At 66.3% G+C, this 19,325-nt stretch carries 12 protein-coding genes and 1 tRNA gene; 9 read left to right on the forward strand and 4 right to left on the reverse strand.

Going from position 1 to position 19,325, the window contains the following annotated elements; all coding sequences use genetic code 11:
• Together KF724_13435 and KF724_13440 are read left to right on the forward strand one after the other, a co-directional pair.
• On the forward strand, positions 1–1,951 hold a 1,951-nt coding region (locus tag KF724_13435; protein MBX3356692.1), incomplete at its 5' end, for a hypothetical protein.
• Positions 1,952–2,113: 162 nt separating this feature from the next.
• Positions 2,114–3,928 carry a hypothetical protein gene (locus tag KF724_13440; GenBank protein MBX3356693.1) on the forward strand — a complete coding sequence of 605 codons (1,815 nt, stop codon included), beginning with the start codon at positions 2,114–2,116 and terminating at the stop codon, positions 3,926–3,928.
• A gap of 33 nt (positions 3,929–3,961) precedes the next feature.
• On the opposite strand, the gene KF724_13445 is transcribed toward KF724_13440, so the two are convergent.
• A complete protein-coding gene (locus KF724_13445) occupies positions 3,962–5,440 on the reverse strand; it encodes an AMP-binding protein (protein MBX3356694.1) in 1,479 nt (492 codons plus the stop codon).
• A gap of 42 nt (positions 5,441–5,482) precedes the next feature.
• Between KF724_13445 and KF724_13450 the strand changes: the two genes are divergently transcribed.
• On the forward strand, positions 5,483–6,364 hold the full coding sequence (locus KF724_13450; protein MBX3356695.1) for an SPOR domain-containing protein: 882 nt from the start codon (positions 5,483–5,485) through the stop codon (positions 6,362–6,364).
• 29 nt (positions 6,365–6,393) lie between these two features.
• On the opposite strand, the gene KF724_13455 is transcribed toward KF724_13450, so the two are convergent.
• Positions 6,394–6,771, reverse strand: coding sequence for a hypothetical protein (locus KF724_13455; protein MBX3356696.1), 378 nt, complete (start codon positions 6,769–6,771; stop codon positions 6,394–6,396).
• A gap of 111 nt (positions 6,772–6,882) precedes the next feature.
• Between KF724_13455 and KF724_13460 the strand changes: the two genes are divergently transcribed.
• Complete coding sequence (locus tag KF724_13460; protein ID MBX3356697.1) at positions 6,883–8,085, forward strand: hypothetical protein; 1,203 nt, start codon at positions 6,883–6,885, stop codon at positions 8,083–8,085.
• A 51-nt stretch (positions 8,086–8,136) separates the two neighbouring features.
• On the opposite strand, the gene KF724_13465 is transcribed toward KF724_13460, so the two are convergent.
• A complete protein-coding gene (locus KF724_13465; GenBank protein MBX3356698.1) occupies positions 8,137–9,321 on the reverse strand; it encodes an aminotransferase class V-fold PLP-dependent enzyme in 1,185 nt (394 codons plus the stop codon).
• Between the two features lie 553 nt (positions 9,322–9,874).
• Between KF724_13465 and lexA the strand changes: the two genes are divergently transcribed.
• Positions 9,875–10,513: a transcriptional repressor LexA gene (lexA, locus tag KF724_13470; GenBank protein ID MBX3356699.1), complete on the forward strand. Its 639-nt coding sequence runs from the start codon at positions 9,875–9,877 to the stop codon at positions 10,511–10,513.
• Between the two features lie 219 nt (positions 10,514–10,732).
• Here the strand turns inward: lexA and trpA are convergent, their stop codons facing one another.
• Complete coding sequence (gene trpA, locus KF724_13475; protein ID MBX3356700.1) at positions 10,733–11,560, reverse strand: tryptophan synthase subunit alpha; 828 nt, start codon at positions 11,558–11,560, stop codon at positions 10,733–10,735.
• Positions 11,561–11,810: 250 nt separating this feature from the next.
• Here trpA and KF724_13480 point away from each other — a divergent pair.
• The 4 genes from KF724_13480 to secA all read left to right on the forward strand — a co-directional run bounded on the left by KF724_13480 (position 11,811) and on the right by secA (position 19,215).
• Positions 11,811–11,884 (forward strand) — tRNA-Ile (locus tag KF724_13480).
• 113 nt (positions 11,885–11,997) lie between these two features.
• The gene (locus KF724_13485; protein ID MBX3356701.1) at positions 11,998–14,412 is read left to right on the forward strand and encodes a trypsin-like peptidase domain-containing protein; all 2,415 of its coding nucleotides are present in this window, start codon (positions 11,998–12,000) and stop codon (positions 14,410–14,412) included.
• Positions 14,413–14,618: 206 nt separating this feature from the next.
• Positions 14,619–14,858: a hypothetical protein gene (locus tag KF724_13490; protein ID MBX3356702.1), complete on the forward strand. Its 240-nt coding sequence runs from the start codon at positions 14,619–14,621 to the stop codon at positions 14,856–14,858.
• 115 nt (positions 14,859–14,973) lie between these two features.
• Entirely contained in the window at positions 14,974–19,215 is a 4,242-nt protein-coding gene (gene secA / locus KF724_13495; GenBank protein MBX3356703.1) for a preprotein translocase subunit SecA, read from the forward strand.
• The last annotated feature ends 110 nt before the right edge of the window (positions 19,216–19,325 follow it).

Below are 19,325 nucleotides of genomic sequence, written 5' to 3' on the forward strand. Positions count from 1 at the left end.
CGCGGCCAACGCGCAGTGCGCAGTGTGCGATGGCGGCGGCGGCGGCAATCCCGCCTGCAACGCTGGCGCTGGCGACTGCTGCGTTGCCAACGGCACCCCCGGCTGCGACGACGAGAACTGCTGCAACCTGATTTGCAGCTTCGACTCGTTCTGCTGCAATGTGCAGTGGGACAGCATCTGCGCGAACGCGGCAGTCGCGAACTGCGGCTGTGAGCTCACCTGCCCGCCGTCAGATCACGACTGCTACTCGACGGGCGGCCCCGGCTGCACCGACGAGGATTGCTGCTCGCTGGTCTGCTCGGTTGATCCCTTCTGCTGCCAGGTCGCCTGGGACGGCATCTGCGTGAACGAGGCGTTCCAGTTCTGCGGCGTGCCCGAATGCCCCTTCTCCTGCACCGGCACCAGCGAGGGCGAGCCCTGCGGCGCCGACACCAACGGCGGCTGCAATGTCGCCCAGGGTGGCTCCAGCAACTGCTGCTTCGCCTGGGGCGGCATCGGCTGCGATGATCAGAACTGCCAGGACACCATCTGCTCGTTCGATCCCTTCTGCTGCGATGTGGCTTGGGACGGCATCTGTGCGGCGGCGGCGAATGACTTCTGCCCGGACATCTGCTTCACCTTCCCGCCGCAGTTCGGTTCGATCTCATGCGGCGAGACCATCTGCGGCACCTCTTGGGCCGACAACAACTTCCGCGACACCGATTGGTTCGTCCTTGACCTCAGTGGCTTCTCCACGCCGGTCACGGTCACCGTCTCCATCTCGAACCAGCTCCCGATGGTCATCGGTATCGTGAACAGCACCGACTGCGCGACGGCCAGCTCGCTGAATCCGTTCGCGGTCTCCGGCTACTGTGGCTCCGCCAGCTTCACCGTCTGCCTCGCGCCGACCGTGCACTGGATCTTCGCGGGCGCCAATGGCTTCAGCGGATTCCCCTGTGACAGCGGCGCGAACGAGTACGCCCTGACCGTCGAGTGTGGCGATGAGTGCCTCCCGCCGGCCTGCGGCAACTCTGACCACGACTGCTACACCACTGGTGGTCCGTTCTGCAGCGACGAGGCGTGCTGCAACCTGGTCTGCGCAATCGATCCCTTCTGCTGCCAGGTGGCGTGGGATGGCATCTGCGTGAACGAGGCGTTCGAGTTCTGCGGCGCTCCGGCCTGCCCGCTCGATTGCGTCGGCACCCCCGAGGGTGAGGCTTGCGGCGCTGATGAGAACGGTGGCTGCAATGCTCCGCAGGGTGGCACCAGCAACTGCTGCATCGTTTGGGGCGGCGCTGGCTGCGACGATCCGGCCTGCCAGGATGCGGTCTGCGCAGCCGATCCGTTCTGCTGCGATGTGGCTTGGGACGGCCTGTGCTCGGGCGCTGCGAACCAGCTCTGCCCGGACATCTGCTTCCTCGGCTCCACCAACTTCGGCTCCATCAGCTGCAATGAGACCATCTGCGGCACCGCATGGGCCGATGGCAATTTCCGCGACACCGATTGGTACATCCTCGAACTGGCTGACACGACCGAGATCACCGTCACGATCTCCAACCAGCTCCCGATGGTCATCGGTATCGTGAACAGCACGGATTGCGCGACGGCTTCGTTCCTCGATCCGTTCGCCGTGTCCAACTTCTGCGGCACTGCGTCGTTCACCGTCACGCTGCCCGCCGGCACTCACTGGGTCTTCGCTGCTCCGAACGCGTTCAGCGGATTCCCCTGTGGCAGCGGCAGCAATGACTACTCGCTGACGGTTTCCTGCCCGATCTCGTGCTTCGAGAATCCGGACCAGACCAATGACGGCTGCGTCAATGGTGCGGATATCGCGGTCGTGCTCGGCAACTGGAACCCCGCAGGCGGTGGTCCGGTCGGCGGCCCTGGCGATGTCAACTGTGACGGCTTCGTCAACGGTGCTGACATTGCCCTCGTCCTCGGCGCTTGGCTCACTGGCCCGAACTGCCCGTAAGCCAGAACCGTCCGAGCGATCCTGAATGGGATCAACGGCCCCCCGGCGTTCTGCCGGGGGGCCTTTCTTTTTGCACTGCGCGGCCGACCGCGGCATGCTCCGTTGATCGACTCACGAAGAACCTAGGATCCTCCGCGAAGTCCCTCTCGAATCGATCCCCACATGTCCTTCCCATCACGCAGCCCTGCCGTCATCGCTCTCGCCTTCACCATCGGCACCGCCGCGTCACCCGCGTGGGCCCAGTTCTGCAGCAACAACCCCTGCTATGAGCCCCACGGTTCACCGGGGTGCAGCGTGGCGGCCTGCTGTGAGGAGGTCTGCGGATTCGATCCCGCGTGTTGCGTCGTGGTCTGGGACTCAAGCTGCGTCTCCTTCGCCGAGAGTGTCTGCCTGGAGATCGGCGTCTGCGGGTTGGCCACGGCGGGCAGTTGCTTCAGTGTGCACGCGAACCCCGCGTGCAGTGATCCGAAGTGCTGCGCCGCCGTCTGCGCAACCGACCCCTTCTGCTGCTCGCAGATGTGGGACTCCCTCTGCGTGCAGAAGGCGTTCATTGCGTGCGGTTCACCCGGAGAGTGCGGAAGCGCGACGGGCCCCTGCAACCAACCGCACCCAGGGGGCGGCTGCTCCGATGCGGCGTGCTGCGAGGTGATCTGCGGTCTCTTCCCATCCTGCTGCCAGGTGTCGTGGGACCAGTCCTGCGCTTCGGCGGCCAATTGCTACTGCTATGGCGGTTGCAATGTCGTCTGCCCTTCGAATGCCACGCAGGAAACCGAGCCCTGCGGCATCAAGCTCAACGATCTCTGCTTCAACCCCGGCGACAATGTGGTCGGCCAGTCCATCTTCCCGAACATCCCGATGTGCGCACGCCTCTTCGCCGTGCAACTGCCAGATGGCTCCATCGACGCCGATGTGGACATCTTCGTCGCCCAGTTGGGATCGGGCAGCAACTCGATCACGGCGACGCTAACGCTCACGAGCAAGGTGCTCGCGTGGGCGGCACTGATTCCTGCGCCGCCGATCGGCCAGTGCACCACGCTCGGCACGGCCGTTGCGTTCGTCCAGAGCAAGAACACGCTCGCCAAGTCGGTGACGCTCTGCGTGCCCGCCGGCAAGTACTGGGTGGTGGCCAGTGCGGGGACTTTCCCGACCATCGGCCAGGTCGATCCATTCCCCTGCGCGGATGGACGCTATCTGGTGGGAATCTCCTTCGTGAATGGCTGCGCCCTCTCCTGCGGCAATGCATCCAAGAGTTGCTTCGTGCCGCACCTCACACCGGGATGCGGCTCTCCAACGGGGTGCTGCCAACAGGTGTGCGGCATTGATCCCTTCTGCTGCCAGTCGGAGTGGGACTCCGCGTGCGTGCTGCTCGCGGCCGATCTCTGCTCGCCGCCGGTGCCCGCCAACGATCTCTGCGCGAATGCGGTGCCGCTCGCGCCAGGCGTCACGCCCTTCACCACGATCGGCGCAGGCACCGACGGGCCCGCTCTTCCGCCGACCTGCGAAGAGGGGACAGGCCTCACCTTCTCAAAGGACATCTGGTTCAGCTACACGGCCTCCGTCTCCGGGCCGGTGCGAGTCACGACCTGCATCGACGCGACCTTCAACACGCGCCTCGCGGTCTACGCAGGCGCGCAGTGTCCGCCGACGGCGCTGCTTGCCTGCAACGATGTCGATCCCTCCTGTTCGCTCGGACCCTTCAGCACCGTCGAGTTCAATGCCGTCTGTGGAGAGAGCTACCTTGTGCGCGTCGGAGGTCGGCAGAATGCCTCGGGCAGCGGCCTGCTCTCCCTGGTGGAGCTTGGCCAGGATGCGTGCCCATGCCCCGCGGATCTCAATGGTGACCTGATCGTCAACGGTGCCGACCTCGCGATCCTGCTCGGCAACTGGGGCGCGGCCGGCGAAGGCGACCTGAATGACGACGGCGTGGTGAATGGCGCCGACATCGCCATCCTGCTCGGTGCATGGGGTCCCTGCTGAGCCTGGCGCGCTCGCGCGTTCTCGCGTGGCGACTCAGCGCTCCTGTGGTGCCGCCGTCGCGGGCGAGAGCTGACGACGCACGATCTTGCCGGTCGCATTGCGAGGCAGGGCGCTCAGGACCCGGACCTCGCGCGGCACCTTGAACTGCGCAAGCTGCGTGCGGCAGTGGGCGCGGAGTTCATGCTCGGTCGCCTGCATGCCTTCCTTCAGTTCGACGAACGCCAGCGCCACTTCGCCGCGACTGCCGTCGGGCATGCCGATGACCGCCGAATCCTTGACCGCGTCATGGCGATTGAGGACCTCCTCGATCTCGCGGGGGAAGACATTCTCACCCGCGATGATGAGCATCTCCTTGATCCGGCCGGTGATCCGCAGGTGACCATCGTCGTCGAAGCGCCCCATGTCGCCGGTGCGGAAATACCCCTCCGAGTCGAAGGCGTCGCGCGTCTGCTCGGGCAGGTTGTGGTAGCCGAGCATCACATTCGGTCCCTTGATGCGCACCTCGCCATCTTCCCCAGCGGGCAGGACTTCATCCTGCGGGCCCACGATGCGCTGCTCGACTCCGGGCAGCGGGCGACCGACGCTGCGCCAGCGATACTCATCGGGTCGGCACCAGTTGGTCACGGGTGAGGTCTCGGTGAGACCATAGCCCTCGCAGATGGTGATGCCGAATCGCTCACGGAAGCCTTCCATGACCGCCTGCGGAAGCGGTTCTCCGCCTGAGACGCAGTAGCGCAGCGAGGCGAAGTCCGCGGCTGTGCCGCTCTTGAGCAACCGCAGCGCGTTGTACATCGAGGGGATCGCCACCAGCGCCGTCGGACGATGCTGTCCCGCGAGTTCGAGGATGCGCTTCGGAACGAACTTCGCGGTGTAAACCGCCGTGCCTCCGACGGCGAGCGGGAGCAGCGTCAGCACCGTCAGGCCGAAGGAGTGGAACTGAGGCAGCACTCCCAGGACCACATCGCGCGAGTCGAACTTCGCCCACTCGACGCACTGGCTCACATTGCTCGCCAGGTTGCCAGCACTGAGCATGACTCCCTTCGGTCGCGCCGAGGTGCCCGAGGTGTAGAGGAGGCAGGCGAGTTCATCATCGCCGCGCGAGGGGCCGAGCCGTGGTCGGGGCAGCCCCTTGTAGTTCACCTTCTCCATCAGGAGCGGCGTGACCCCGGTCGGCAGGCCGCCGATGAAGTCGAGCATCGGCTGCACCGTGACCACCGTGTCGAGGCCGGAGTCGGTGGCGACATACTGGAGATCATCCGGCGACAGGAGGTAGTTGAGCGGCACGATGACCCGGCCTGTCATCCAACTCGCCAGCACCGCGGCGGGAAAGAGGCCCGAAGTCGGGAGCATGATGCCCACCGCCGAACGCCGGGTGCGCTGGTCGATTTCGCGGGCCAGGTGCCACGCCGCCATCAGCAGGGTGATGGCGCGCCACGCCCGCTGGTCATCGTGGATGAGGACCTTCCAGGGCCGAAGCAGGAGCCTGCGCTCGATCTGGCGGAGCAATCTCATTGGAGGCAACTCGCCCGTCAACCGATACGATACGGAGACATCATGCGAATCGCCAACGGACTTGCTGGAGTGATCACTGCGGCACTGGCGCTTCTGCCTCTGCCCGGCTGCGCCACGAACGAGAAGGCCCCCGAGGGCTCGAGCCTGACCTCGGTGAAGATGGCCGCGTCGCCCGAGCTTGCGACGGCGGTCGACGACTATCGCGAGGCGCGGTATCCGCAGGCCTATGAGCGCGCCCGAACGCTGGCCCGCAGCTCCACGAGCCCGGTGCGGGAGCAGGCGGCGTGGGTCGCCGGGCTCGCCGCGTACCAGATGCAGAAACTCGACGAGGCCGAGCTTCAGTTCATGGCTTCGGAGCGGAGCCAGGATCCGCGTCTCGTCACCGACTCGAGGATCATGATGGGCGATGTGCGCGTGCTCCAGAACCGCTGGCGCGATGCGGCGAGCTTCTATCGCGAGGCGGCGAAGGGGCTCTCCGGAGAGGAGCGATCGCGTGTCCTCGGGTATGCCGATGTCGCCGACCGCTATGCCGCGGAGCGCACTGCAGGCACGGCGGGGGTCACCGGGAACATGTCGGGCATCGCCTCGACGGGGTCGACGCCGATTGCGAGCGCAGGTGGAGCGCCTCCGTCACGCGGGTCTGATTCTTCGGCGGGTGGAGCGGCTCGAAGTCAGGCGTCCGGCCCCTTCTCACTTCAGGCGGGCGCTTTCCAGAATGAAGCGAACGCCCGTCGACGGGCCAATGAAGTCGCGTCGCAGGCTCGGCAGGCGGGCCTCGGCGAGCCGCGGGTGCAGCGCACGCGTGATACGGGCGGGCGCGAGTTCTGGGTGGTGCGCATTGGATCCTTCCCCACCCGGCAGGGCGCTGAAGAGGCGCGATCGCGCGTGGCGTCACTCGGGCTCATCATCACCAACGCAAGCTGAGTTGTCCCCGGCGCGATCAGCGCCTCTCGTCAATCCGGCGCGTTCATCATGAAGGTCGCGGTGTTCTCGAAGTAGCGCATCATGGCGGCATTGATGTCGTCGGGAATCTGCGCATCGGCGAGCGCACCTCGCATGCACTCGACCCAGTCGTTGCGCGCCTGAAGGTCGATGCGATAGGGCATGTGTCTAAGGCGAAGCCGCGGATGCCCCTTCCGGGCGCTGTAGGTGTGCGGGCCGCCGAAGTACTGCATGAGGAACTCCGCCTGATTGCGAATGGGCTCGGTGAGGTCGGTCGGGAACATCGGGCGAAGTCGGGGATGCGCCTCGATGCGCGCATAGAAGGCCCGGGCGATGCGCCAGAAGGCCTCCTCGCCGAGTTGCATGTAGATCGTCGGAGCCTCGCTCATGGGTGGATATCCTAAGGATGGATGCGGCGCGTGAGGATCAACTCAATGCAGTTCCCGGCCATGGTTGTTGGCGCGATATTCGCCATGTCAACGATGACCACGAGGTCGCCGATGTCCACCATGGCCGCCGCGGCCACCATGTCTGCGATGCCGACAGGCTCCGTGTTCTCCGCCTCCGTCGTCGCGCTCGGCGCGGATGCGACGACGCACGCTGCGCAGGAGAGTCGCCCGGGTGCCATCCCGCCGAATCTGCTGGTGCCGCTTCCGTCGACCGGGGGTGTCCCTCCGATCACTCAACCACCGGGCGATCCGACGGCCATGCTCTGGGGCGGCCGCGCGGAGCAGCGGCGCTACGCCGACCGTGCCCGCGAGATCCGTGAGCGCTACTTCCGTTCTCATCGCCCCGATCGTCGCGAGGCGGGCATGAACGCCCTTCGCGCCATGAACGATCCGGCGTCATTCGAGCCGCTCATTCAGGCCTTCTCCCGTGCGGCACCGTGGGCGAGGCTGGCCCTTCTCGATCACTTCGCCGAGTGCGGAGCCGAAGGTCAGGCGGCGCTCGCGTTCATCGCGATCACCGATCGCGACCCCGCGCAGCGGGCGGCCGCCACGGAGCGGATTCGTCGGCCCGTGTGCGATGCGGCGCTGCGGGTCATCGATGCGGCGCTCCGCCATACCACCCACGACATCGTGAACTCGGCGGGTGCGCTGGCGGGCAACCTGAATGTGCTCGCGGCGATTCCACCCATGATCTTCGGGCAGGTCGCCGATGATCCCGTCCGACGAGGCGGCGATCTTGCGTGGATCGCGATCGGGACCACCAAGACCTATGTCGCCAATGTCGTGCCGATTGTCGGCGACAACTCCGGTGCGTTCGCCCCGGTGATCGGCGCGGTGTATGAAGGTGTGGTGCTTCGCGTGCAGGATGCGGTCGCCTACTCCTATCGCACCGACCTGCACGAAGCGCTCGTTTCGATGACCAGTGCCGACTTCGGTGAGAGCACCGCGCACCTCGGCTACGACATGCGCGCGTGGTGGCAGTGGTTCAACGAGGAGTATGTTCCATTCAAGCAGCGCCAGGCTGAGGCGCTCGCGCGGCTCGAATCGTCGGAGCGTCAACACGCGGAGGCCCGCTCAGCCGTTCCGCCGGGGATCACGGCTCCTGAGCATCCGGCTCCCCGGGCACCTGAGTCTCGACCCGCCGAAGCGCCTCCGGCCGAGCCGCAGCCGCCGGAGCCGACGCCGCCTGGAGAGCCTTCAATCGAAGAGCACCCGTCGGTTTCCGGCTCCCCTGCCGAGTCGTTGCCTGAGTGAAACTCGCCGGGGTCGCCGCCGTCAGTGGAGCCTTCGTTCGAAGGGCCCCTCTCACGCAGGCGCGGCGCGGAGAAGCGCTTCACCAAGTCGCTCGTAGTCATGCGGTCGGTTGTAGATCTGCGCACTCACTCGAACATGCCAGTGGCCCTCGAAGTCGATCACTGGCACTTCGATCCGCTCCTTCTCGTAGAGGTGCGCCCCAAGCGCCTCGATGCTCTCGAACTTCGGTCGGAAGCGCTCCGGCAAGCGCACTGTGGCCATCGAGCCGAGCAGTGACCCATCGAGGGGCGAGAGCGGCTCGGAGTCGAGGCGCTCGCAGAGATGCGCATGGGCCCAGCATGCGAGCGCATGGTTGTGACTCATGACGCGCTCCGGACCCAGGCGGCGGAAGAAGTCGAGCGCCTCGGCCGCAACCACCCAGGGCGAAATGTCGCGGGTGCCCTGCCAGTCGAACTCCCGCTCGAATCCCTCGCCGAGGAAGTGGCTCACGACCGCGGGATGGATGCGCGAGCGCCACGCCTCCGAGACGCGCAGAATGCCGCAGCCCTTCGGCACGAAGAGCCACTTGTGCAGATTGGCGGTGTAGAAGTCCGCATCGAGCGCCGCGAGATCCACCGGGATCATGCCCGGCGCATGGGCGCCATCGATCAGGAGCGGAATGCCGCGCTGCCGACACACGGCGATGATCGGCTCGATCGGGAGAATGAGCGCCGTCGCCGAGGTGACATGATCGATGACGAGCAGGCGTGTCTCGGGTCGCAGCGCGTCGATGATCGTGCGTGCGAGCTCATCCGCTGAGCGGCACGGCAACGGCAGCGGACACTCGCGCACCGAGGCGCCCCAGCGCCTCGCCGTCCACTTCATCGCCTGCCGGATGGCGTTGTAGACATGCGAGGTCGTGAGCAGTTCATCGCCCGGCTCGAACTGAAGCGACGCGAGCACACCGTTGATCGCCTCGGTTGCATTCGTCACGAAGCCGACCTCGGCGGGCTGGCAGTGAAGAAGTTCCGCGACGGCCCTCTTCGAGGGAGCCATCAACTCGGAGACCCGCCGACCAAGGAGCTCGATGGGACGCGACTCGATGGCTCGCCGCCAGCGCTCCTGGGAGTCCATGAGCTCCACCGGCACTGCCCCGAAGGAGCCGTGGTTCAGGTAGGTGATGGATGGGTCAAGTAGGAAGGCGGGAGCCGATTCGCCGGTCCAGAGGGGTGCCGGCGGTGCGATGGCCTGAGGCATGGGTGGGAGGGTAGAGCCGGCCGCGGCCGCCGAGCGGCGCGGGGCCTGTCAGGGGCGGAGCGGCCGGAGGGTGGGCCGATTCGGCCGGGGACCCAGAAAAATCTGCTTGCAGCCCTGCTGTTCGGATTCCGATGGGGTAACATTTACCGAACGAAATGTGAGGTCTGAGCTGCCGGCCAGCCGATCAGAGTCCGAACAACCATGGTCAGCACAACTGCCACAGCCAATCTCTCGTTCGCCCGTCGTCCTCAGTCGGCCGATCGTTCCTCACCATCGAGTGAGGCGCCGCCGCTGGTTCGACTGGGGCCTGGAGGTGACTTCAACCTCGACCTCTCGAGCGAGAGCCTGCGCAGGATCGAGCCGTTGGTGGCCGATTCAGATGCCGCTAGCCGATCGCTTCTTCTGGCCGCAGGCCGGGCCATGGTGGCGCTTGCCGCGTTCGTCCTTGGCGTTCATTCCGCTCCTCAAACTCGCGGCGCTGCGACGCCGCGCGACTCCAGTGAGTCAGCCGTTCCGCCCCTCCCAAGCCGTGCATCTTCCCTGAGCCATTCCCATGAACCGGATTCCACGAACCATCAATCTCACCCCGCAGCAGCTCCGAGTCTTCAAGCTGGTCCGCGAGTGGCGGAGCCGCCACGGCCTCTCTCCAACCATGCAAGAACTCGCCGACGAGCTCGGGATCAGCAAGGTGACGGTCTTCGAGCATGTGGAGGCTCTCATCGAGAAGGGCGCCCTGCACCGAAGTGCGAACAGGGCACGCTCTTTGTCCATACCTGACTCGGCCCTCCTGCCCGACGAAGAGAAGGCGACGGCGTTCCCGCTCGTGGGGCGGATCGCCGCAGGCATGCCGATCGAGCGCCTCGAGCAATCCGAGGAGCTGCGCCTCGAGGAGATCTTCGGGCCGCGCCGAGGGCAGCGAGGAACGCTGTTCGCCCTTCAGGTCGAGGGGATGAGCATGCGCGATGAGGGCATCTTCGATGGTGACTATGTCATCGTCGAGCAGCGCAATCACGCCCGCAACGGCGAGCGCGTGGTCGCCCTGCTTCCCAATGGCGAGACCACGCTCAAGAGCTACTTCAAGGAACGCAGCGGCCAGATCCGGTTGCAGCCGGCCAATCCTGAGTTTCCGCCCATCGTTGTCGATGAGTGCCAGATCCAGGGTGTTGTGATCGGCGTGCTCCGGCGCTATTGATCCGAGAGCGCGGTCCGACCGTGTGCGACGGTCGGCTTCGTCCGGCGCGTTCGGTGCCTCGGATGCCACACGGGTTTCGCGTGCCTCAGTCGCTTCACTCGTTTGGGGCGATCACACGCTTCTTTCGCTTCGCGCGGTTCGGGCACCTCACGCACTTCGGGTGCCTCACGCGATCCAGACGCATCACGAGTTTCAGACGCTTCGCGCGGTTCGGGCGCCTCACGCGCCTCGAAGCGATCGATAGAGCGCCGTGGCGCGCGCGGCGGCGTCCTCGGGTGACTTCGCCTCGGCCATGGCGCGGACCAGCGCGCTGCCGACGATGGCTCCCTCGCAGACCTTCGTCACCCGCTTGACATCGATGGCCGAGGAAATGCCGAAGCCGCAGGCGATGGGTAGGCGGGAGACATGGCGAACTTCCGCGACGCGTCGCGCGAGATCGTCGTCCGCGACCGTCATCGATGAACCACCTGATTCGCTGGCTCCATGGGACGCGGCCGCGCCGGTCACCCCCTGCCGCGAGAGCAGGTAGATGAAGCCGCGTGAGAGGCTCGCGATGCGCTCGAGGCGCGCCCGCCCCGTCGCGGGCGCAACGAGCAGGGTCAGGTCGAGCCCCGCCCTTCCGCATCGCTCCGCAAGATCGGGGGCCTCGTCGAGATCGAGATCCGGCACGATCAGCCCATCGGCGCCTGCAGCCTTCGCCTTTGAGATGAACTCCGCCCGTCCGATGCGCTCGACGATCGACGCGCTCACCATCAGGATGAGCGCCGCATCCACCTTCGGCCGCACTTCAGCCAGCATCGCAAAGAGCGCGGGCGGCGTAGCGCCGTGCTCGATCGCGCCCTTCATGGCTTCGGCGATCACGGGACCATCGGCGATCGGATCGGAAAAGGGCACGCCGATCTCGATGATCTCCGCGCCTGCGGCAGCCAGCGACTCGATGGTCAACGCCGTGCTCGCCATGGATGGCGCTCCCGCCACGATGAAGGGAATCACCGTGGACCGTCCCCGCTCGCGAAGACCTTCGAATGCCAGTTCCGTTCTGCTCATGCGTCGCTTCAATCCTTGCTCACCGAGGGGACTCGCTCGCTTGATGGCGGCGCAAGAGCCACCCGAGCGTCGGCGTCGATCCGCCGTCTGGACAGTCTCGCAGAGAGTCCCGAACAGTGCTGCCACTCGTCCGCTCGAGTCGCAGCGGCCGAATCCGGTGCTACGCTCTTTGGCGACAGCCCGGTGAGTGTCCAACAGCCGCGCAACACCCGCTGCCGGGTGCGCTCGGCCGCGACATGGGGCTGCCTCCGGCCTGGTAGCTCAGCGGTCTAGAGCAGTCGACTCATAATCGATCGGTCCTCGGTTCGAATCCGAGTCAGGCCATGCATGTACGAGAGTGTGTGAACGGCGCTGTCACGCCGAGTTCCGCCCCCACACGCCCAATGGCCACCGCGTAGGTGAACCCGGGAACGCGATTCGGCGAAACACCTCCCATGATGACACCCTCTCCACGGCGAACCTCGAGGCCGCGACCATGGGGATGGCTGTCGAAGCGCCTGCTTGCTGCCCTCGCACTGTTCGGTGGTGCCGCGGGCCTCTCCACGGTCGGCGGGTGCCAGCCGTCGTCGCCCGCCGTGCCAGCGCTCGATGCCGCGGGCAGCGCCAAGGCTTCCCCTGAGGTCGCCCGAGCGCGCGAGCTTGAGCAGTCTGTGATCGAGGTCGCTGCGCGACATCGACCGGCCACCGTCTGCCTCATCTTCGAGGACCAGGAGAGTCGTCGTCGCGGCACGGGGTCGGGAGTCATCGTGCGACATGAGAATGGCCGTGCGCTCGTCCTCACCTGCGGTCATGTCACGCGCGACCCCGATCGACTCTGCTCCGTGGTTCTTCCCGATGGTCGCCACTTCAACGGTCGCTCCGTCGCGACGGCCATGAGCGATGGTGTTGATCTTGGTCTCGTGGAGTTCGAGACCAACGGCGCCACGCTGCCCACCGTCGAGATCTCGCGGCGCCTTCCCACCGTCGGCGAGTGGATTGTTGTGCTCGGTCATCCTCGAGGCCTCTGGATCGATGGCGACGGAGAGGACTCCACTGATGGCGAAGTTCGCGAGGGCGACGCCCTGCCCCGCTGGCAGGTCGACTCCGGGGCAGCGCGCCGCCTCTCCGACAGTGAGCGACTTGCCGCGTCGGTTCGTCCTCCGGTGGTTCGTGCAGGCACGGTCTGGAGCGAGGCATCATCGGGCGGTGGATTCCGCTTCGATGCGCCACTCGAAGCGGGCGACTCCGGCGGTCCGATCCTCGACCTCGATGGTCGCGTCGTCGGTATCGCTTCCCGCTGCGGCTGGAAGAGTTTTTGGAACTGGGCAAGCGCCGTTGCGATGCTCGACGGCGACCCGTCGCGCCTGCTTGAGTTCTCCGAACTCGAAGTTGAGACCGTCTCGGGACCGCTCGGTGCCGGAGCGGGCGATGCGCGCATTCCGCGACGCTCGCGCGACGCGGGTGATCGCCTCGAGTCGCTTCGGCCTCTCGGCGCAGCGGTCGGCGCCTCCGTCGTCGCCATCGAAGGCGAAGGCGGGCGCCGCGCCTTCGCCCTTGCCGTGCGCCCCGACGGAACCCTGGTGACCAAGGCGTCAGAGGTCGGGTTTATTGCACCTCTTTCGGCGATTCACAATGGAAGCCGTCTTCCCGCGACGCGGATCGGCTACGACCCCGACGCCGATCTGCTCCTCTTGCAGGCACCCGGACTTGAGACTCCTGTTGCTGCTCGAATTGCTCCCGGCGATCCCTCACCCGGTGCGCTCCTCGCCAATGTCGGGCCTGATGGAGTCATCATCTCGACCGGCACTCTGTCGCTCGAAGGTTCTCGCATGGAAGACGCCGATGGCCGCCCCTTCATGGGGCTCGGGTGGCGTCGTGACGCGGGCCGCGTACGCGTGCAGACGGTCGTGCCGGGAACCCCCGCAGCGCGAGCGGGTCTTCAGCGGGACGATGTGCTGATCCGCTTCAACGGATCACCGATCACCTCTGAACGCGAACTGCCGCAGCGCATTGCGGCGCTCAAGGTCGGCGACACGATCACACTCGAGTTCGAGCGCAACGGCGAGGAGCGATGGGTCCAGATGGTGCTCGACCGGCGCCATCCGAGTGCGCGCGTGCGCGATCGAGCCAACACGCGCGGCAACATCAGCCGGGCGATTCCCCATCGGACCCGCGTCTTGAAGCAGGATGGCAGCGTTGAGCCAGAGGAGTGCGGCTCCGCCGTGGTCGACCTCGAAGGCCGACTGGTGGGCATGAACCTCGCGCGTGTCGATCGGACCATGACGCTCGTTCTTCCCATGGATGAACTCGAGCGACGCGTGCAGCAGATGCTCACGCAGCGGCCGCTCGACCTTCCTCGACTGACGCAACTTGAACTCGGCGGGTTCGCGGTGACCGAGGCGGGCCGTCGCCTCCGATTCTCAACCGTCGATGCCCGCTTCGTCGGACCGCGCGTGCTCGGCCAACTGATCGGCAACGCGCTCACGCCCGATGGGAGCGGAACGACCGTGCTCGCCGATGATCGCCTGCGCTGGGATGCGATCTTCAATGAGCCCGGCACCTTCGAGGTGCGCTTCCACGGCGCTGTGCGCGGTCCAAGGGTCCTGCGGCTCTCCATCGGTGGCGCTTTCTTTGATGCGCCCGTCTCACAGGGGCGCCATGCACGCGGGGTGACGCTCGGGACCGTCACCGTCGATCGACCGGGCCGTCAGTCGGTCATCCTCGAATGGGCCGACGGCGGTGGTGAGGAGATTCCCGGAAGCATCGACCGCATCGAGCTCATTCGCTCCGGAGAGTCCGGACAGGAGTCGACGGCCATGGGCCGAACCCTGCGATCACGGCCGCTGACGGTCGCGGGCACCGCCGGCCGATGAGTGAGTTTCTGACCCCTTCGACCGCAACGCCCCTCGGTGTGCGGCGAAAGAGGGTCTGTTACCGGCGTGTGGGCGGCGAGGGCGTTGACCATCCCCCACCCCACTCGCTACCGTGCACTCTGGACTTCATGTCTCGCCCCGACCCACGCCCTTCGCGACGCAGCCCTTCGGTCTCCTCGCCTCTTCCCGTCACCGCGGGATTGGCCGTGCTGCTGACGCTGATGGTGCTGGCGCCGCTGGCGGCCGAAGTTCGAACCTCGCGCCTGATGGGTGCGGCGCCGATGGCGCTCGCCCACCACGCCGAACGACAGATTGAACCGCCGCCGCCCGCCCCGCGCTGCGGTCATCATGTCGCATCGATCGACGCCCGTCCGCTCGATCTTGGCGCTGATCGCGCTCCCGCCGCATGGCGCACGCTCGACCTCCCTCCCCCCGGGCAGGTCTGAGTTCGAGCGTTCCACCCGGCCCGATGGCCGGCGTTTCCCCCATTCAACCTGAACTTCCGCAGGCCCTTCCGCTTCGGCGCGGGGCACATTTGATCGCCTCTCACGGACTCATCCCATGCCCGTTCCCGTCTTTACCAAGCTCGCCAAGCTCATTTTCGGCACCCGCAATCAGCGCATGGTCAAGCGCTACCTTCGCGTGGTGCGCCAGGTCTCGCAGCAGGAGCCCGAGGTTCGACGCCTGACCGACGCCGAGCTTCGAGATCGCACCGCCGACTTCCGCCGCCGTCTCTCCGCGGGCGAGCGCCTCGCCGACCTCATGCCCGAAGCGCTCGCCGTCGCCCGCGAGGCGATGGATCGAGCCGTCGGCATTCGCAACATCTTCAATCCCGATCTCCCCGCGGAGCAGCGCTTCGATCCGGCGCGCCTGCCCGATGAGGCGCGGCGCCTCTACGAGGAGACGCGTGCCATCATGGATGCCACGGTCGCACGCGATCCGACCGGTGACCTGCTCGGCTGCCGAGCGCCGATCGCCGCGTGGCAGTTCGTCGACATTCCCGTCGGAGTCTATGAAGCCGTGCGCGAGCTCTACCCGCAGAGCCGCCCCCCCTTCCGCGCCCGCCCCTTCGATGTGCAGATCATCGGCGGCATGGTGCTCTTCGAGGGGCAGATCGCCGAAATGAAGACCGGTGAAGGCAAGACGATCGTCGGCCCGCTCGCGAGCTATCTGGCGGCTCTCGAGTCGAAGCAGGTCCATGTCGTCACCGTGAACGACTACCTGGTGCAGCGCGACCGCGACTGGGTCTTCCCCTTCTTCCGTGCGCTCGGGCTCACCGTCGGCGCCATTCATCCGATGCACATGCAGAGCCACGAGGAAAAGCGAGGCGCCTATCGCTGCGATGTCGTCTACGGCACGACCGCCGAGTTCGGCTTTGATTACCTGCGTGACAACATGAAGCTCCGTCCGGAGGACCAGGTGCAGAAGCGGCGCGACTTCGCGATCGTCGACGAGGTCGACTCGATCCTCATCGACGAGGCGAGGACTCCGCTCATCATCTCGGGCCTCGCCGAGCGCGAGCAGCCCCGCTACCAGCTCGCGGATCGCATCGCCCGCGATCTCGTCGCCAAGCAGGCGAAGTGGAACGACGCGAACGAAGAGGTCCAGCGCTGCCTGCGTGAGATCGCCGGTCTCGAAGGAGACATCCGCAATGCGCGCGATCGGAGCACCATCCCCGCCCTCAAGCAGCAGATGGCCGAGGCGAAGGCGCGACTTCCCGGCCTCGAGCAGGCGCGCGATCGCTACACGCAGTTCTATGAGGTCGAACTCGACAAGAAGCGGGCCAACCTGACCCACGAAGGCATCGCCGAAGCACAGCGCATGGCGGGTGTCGGCAGCTTCTATGTCGGCGAGCACATCGACATGCCCCACCTGCTGGAGCAGGCGATCCGCGCGCACGCCGTCTATCAGCGCGATCGCGACTATGTCGTCGCGCCCGACGACCAGGGCGAGATGGGCGTCATCATCGTCGACCAGAACACCGGCCGAAAGATGATCGGCCGCCAGTGGTCCGATGGCCTGCACCAGGCGGTGGAAGCGAAGGAGGGGGTGCGCATCAAGGAAGAGACGCAGACGATGGCGAGCATCACCATCCAGAACTACTTCAAGCTCTACACGCGGCTCGCGGGCATGACGGGCACCGCGGACACCGAGGCCACCGAGTTCTACGAGATCTACCAGCTCGATGTCGTCACGATTCCGACCAATGTCCCCGTGGTCCGCGAGGATCGGAACGATCTCGTCTATCTCACCGGCAAGGACAAGTGGGAGCAGATTGTCGAGGAGATCAAGCATTTCCACGACATCGGTCGCCCCGTGCTCGTCGGCACCACGAGTGTTGAGAAGAGCGAGATGCTCGCGCAGATGCTCTCTCGCAAGCATCAGATCAAGCACGAGGTGCTCAACGCCAAGCAGCATGAGCGCGAAGCGGAGATCGTCGCGGGCGCAGGCCAGCTCGGCGCGGTCATGATCGCAACGAACATGGCCGGCCGAGGCACCGACATCAAGCTCGGCCGCGTGGAGCGCCCGGCGCTCATCGACCACTGGAAGCGCCGCGGTCTCGCCCCGAAGGATGTGAACCCGGAGATGAGTGACGACGAGGTGCTTCACCGCATCTGGCGCCATCTCGCGCTCACCGACGCGCGCTTCGAGGCTTCGGCCGTCGCCGAGTGGTCAGATGAGCAGGTCCGGCACAAGCTGCTGGTCCACTGGGCGGAGCGCTTCCGCGGCATTCCCGCCAAGAAGGGAGCGTCCATGAGCGAAGAGCAACTGCTCCTCGAGCTTGATGCCACCGGAGGCTTCCTCACCCATCGCCTGGCCATCTACCGGACCGTCGAAGAAATGGGCGGCTTGCACATCATCGGCACGGAGCGCCACGAGAGCCGCCGCATCGACAACCAGCTTCGAGGTCGTGCCGGTCGACAGGGCGACCGTGGCTCAAGCCGCTTCTTCCTCTCCCTCGACGACGATCTCATGAAAATGTTCGCCGGGAAGAAGACACTCTCCCTGCTGAGTCACCTCGGCATGAAGGAGGGCGACGCGATCGACTCACCCATGCTGAGCCGCGCTGTCGAGAAGGCGCAGCGGAAGGTCGAGGAGCGGAACTTCCAGATCCGCAAGAACATCCTCGAGTACGACGAGCCGATGGAGTATCAGCGCCGCAAGTTCTACGCCATGCGGCAGCCAGTCGTCGAAGGCCGCCAGGTGCGCGAACTGGTCTGGGAGCGCTGCGAGCAGGCTGTGCGCAACGCAGCGGAGACCTATCTCGGGCCGACGCATGTTCCCAAGTGCATCGCCGAGTGGATTCACCAGCATTTCAATGTGCTCATTGATGCCGAGCGCATCCGCACCCGCGACCCCGTGGATCTGCGCCGCTTCGTGCTGCACGAGGTGACGGAGGACGCGACCAATGTCATCATGGCCACCGTCAAGGAGTTCATGAGCGACGAGTCGATGGGCGTCGAGGGAGCGGGTGACGAGGACTCCGATGACGCGATGCCCGAATCGAACCTCGATGTCGAGGGCCTTCGCAACTGGGCCAGGACGAATTACGGCGCCGAGGTTCCGGTCGAGCTCATTCGCAGCGGCGATCGCAGCGGCGTGCGTGAGTGCATCGAGGAGTCCGCCCGGGCGAAGTTCACCACGATCGATCTCGAGCCGCTGTCGGCCTTCCTCGCCGAGGATTTCGGCGCGCGCGAGCTGGCCAACTGGGCGAAGCGCGTCTTCGGAACGGAAGTGGCTGCGGACACCTTCGTCGGCGTCCCCAACCCCGGCGTTGCTGCCGATCGTCTGCTCGAGCAGGCGGCGAAGCTCTATCGCCAGCGCGAACTCTGCTACCCGATCGACTTCGCGCTCGAGTTCACAACGGTGAACATGCCGAGCAATCCACAGATGGCGATCCAGCAGTTCTGCACCTGGGTGCGCAGCCGCTACGGTCTCCCGTGGACTCCGGAAGCGCTGCCGAGCACCAATCCGCAGGAGCTCCGGCGCCTGCTGGTCGAGGAGGCGGAGCGCTGGGACGACACTCGCATTCGCCAGCGTGCCGAGAAGTGTCTCGCTGAGGGCCGCACTGTCGATGAGATTGCGGCGTGGTTCGAGCGCGAGTGCATGCTGCAACTCGGGGAGATCGAGCGCGAGTCCTGCGCCGCTGATCCCGAGGCCTTTGTCGAAACGCGCCTCCGCGGGTTGCTGCGCCAGGAGCTGACCCACTTCGAGCGCTGGATCATCCTTCAGATGCTCGATACCGCGTGGAAGGACCATCTTCGCGCGATGGACGGCGTGAGCGATGCCATCGGGTTCCGAGTCTTCAGCCAGAAGGACCCCCGCATCGAGTTCAAGCGCGAGGCGGCCAGCCTCTTCGAGGAGATGAACACGAACCTCCAGGAGAAGATCGTCGATGTGATCTTCAAGGGACGCCTCGTGCCGCAGGCGGCCCGCCCCGCGGCACCAGTCCCCGCAGCACCGGCTGCGCAGGCCTCTCCGGCGGCGGCAGGCGTCGCGCCGGTGCGGCCGCTTCCGGCAGGCGGTCTCAGCCGCCCCATGCCGGGGGTGGGCAGCGCCACGGCGGCCGCCGCGATGGCGCCTCGCGCGCCGATCGCACCGCTTCCCTCGGCCGAGCCCGGCATGACCGCGCGACAGCAGCGTGAGTTGGAGCAGGCCGACCGAGCCGGTGTCCCCGGCGCAGCGCGCCCGGCGCCCGGTGCCGGCAAGGAACCCGCGAGGGCCGCAGTCACCGTCGGTCGCAATGAACCCTGTCCCTGCGGCAGCGGCAAGAAGTACAAGCAGTGCCACGGCAAGCGATGAACACGCCATGAGCAACCGCGCGTGCTATACTCCGCCCCTTCCGCCTCCTTAGCTCAGGCTGGTAGAGCAGCTGACTCTTAATCAGCGGGTCGTAGGTTCGAATCCTACAG

This window comes from Phycisphaeraceae bacterium (assembly GCA_019636735.1).
In the GTDB taxonomy this organism is placed as follows: Bacteria; Planctomycetota; Phycisphaerae; order Phycisphaerales; family SM1A02; genus VGXK01.